Here is a 1,448-nt window from a genome sequence, read left to right as displayed (position 1 = left end):
CTAGTGTCGTGAGTTAGAAGTTCGTTGAATCGATTTCCCGGTCTTTCTGGAATGACGAAATGTTGATTAAAGAGCCGCTCGGACTCGCGCAATCCTTCTTCGGTAAAGATCACGGACTTCGTCTTGTTGACCGGGTCTTCGATGAAACCTCGTTCGTAGAGCCGGTTCAGTACATCCCAGTCGAAACCCTTCCATGCACGGTATCGGTCATGCAGGGTCAGGTAGAGAAGTGCCAAGGCGACATCATCAATTGCGTCGGTGTTGATGTTCATGATGCTTCGCCCGCGGCCTTCGTGACCCGCATACAGAACCGTTCGAGACTGGCCAGAATTTCATCAGCCGACTTGCTCCAAGAGAACGGCTGTGGATTGGCGTTATAGATCTCCAGGTATTGACGGATCGCGTCTTCGAGTTGACGTGTCGAGCGATGCGTACCGCGTCGAAGGTATTTTTCAGTGAGCGAGGCGAACCATCGTTCGACCTGATTAAGCCACGACGCCGAGGTGGGCGTGAAGTGAACATGGAAGCGGGGATGACGGGCGAACCAGGCTTTGATCGAGGGCGTTTTGTGCGTGCCATAGTTGTCCATCACCAGATGCACATCCAGGTGCGACGGCACGCTGGCTTCGATGGTGCGCAGAAAACGCACGAATTCGCTGCTGCGATGGCGCCGATGTACCTCGCCGATCACCTCGCCAGTCGCGATGTCCAGCGCCGCGAACAGCGTGGTCGTGCCGTGACGCATGTAATCGTGCGTGCGTCGTTCAGCGATGCCGGGTGCCAACGGCAACATGGGTTGCGTGCGATCGAGCGCCTGAATCTGGCTCTTTTCGTCCACGCACAACACCATGGCCTTAAGCGGCGGATCCAGGTAAAGCCCGACGATATCTCGCACCTTGTCGACGAACATCGGATCACTGGAGAGTTTGAACGTTTCGTGCCGATGCGGCTGCAAACCGAAAGCACGCCAGATCCGCGTGACCGCCGTTTGCGACAGTTTCATCTCACGAGCCATCGTGCGCGTGCTCCAGTGAGTTGCGCCGACAGGCACGGACTCAAGCGTCTTTGCAATAACCGCATCGACGCGCGCATCATCAATCGTTCTCGGCGCGCCGGGCCGAGGCGCATCGAGCAGTCCGTCCAGACGATTCATGACGAACCGCGCCCGCCACTTCGACACCGTTTGCTGAGTGACCCGCTGTTTCGCCGCGACACTCCTGTTGTCCAGTCCATCGGCACAGGCCAACACGATGCGGGCCCGCAATGCGAGGGCCTGTGCGGTCTTGCGTCGCAATGTCAGTGCTTGCAGTTCTTTGCGCTCCGATTCGCTCAGCACCAGTTCCCCTTTGGGCCGTCCGCTCATCCCTGCCTCCTCGCATCGAGTGCCACACAGAACACTTTAGTACGTGGTCGGCATCATTCAATGAATTTTTAACTCAGGACACTAG

Annotated in this window: 2 protein-coding genes; both read right to left on the bottom strand. The window is 57.3% G+C overall.

The features are described from left to right. Window positions 1-272, bottom strand: a 272-nt coding sequence (locus tag NCS02_RS36125; protein WP_250523706.1) for a DUF6429 family protein, incomplete at its 3' end; no start/stop codon positions are given. Further along, the gene (locus NCS02_RS36120) at window positions 269-1,363 is read right to left on the bottom strand and encodes an IS630 family transposase (protein ID WP_250508240.1); all 1,095 of its coding nucleotides are present in this window, start codon (window positions 1,361-1,363) and stop codon (window positions 269-271) included. The genes NCS02_RS36120 and NCS02_RS36125, both read right to left, overlap by 4 nt. Between the last annotated feature and the right edge of the window lie 85 nt (window positions 1,364-1,448).

This window comes from Caballeronia sp. NCF2, assembly GCF_023631205.1.
GTDB classification, from domain to species: Bacteria; Pseudomonadota; Gammaproteobacteria; order Burkholderiales; family Burkholderiaceae; genus Caballeronia; species Caballeronia zhejiangensis.
Note: the sequence above shows the minus strand (reverse complement) of the source record. Positions and strands in the feature narration are given on the sequence as shown.

Bases quoted from the DNA above. Each gene is read 5' to 3' on its own strand.
- NCS02_RS36120 (WP_250508240.1), bottom strand. From the start codon at position 1,363: ATGAGCGGACGGCCCAAAGGGGAACTGGTGCTGAGCGAATCGGAGCGC.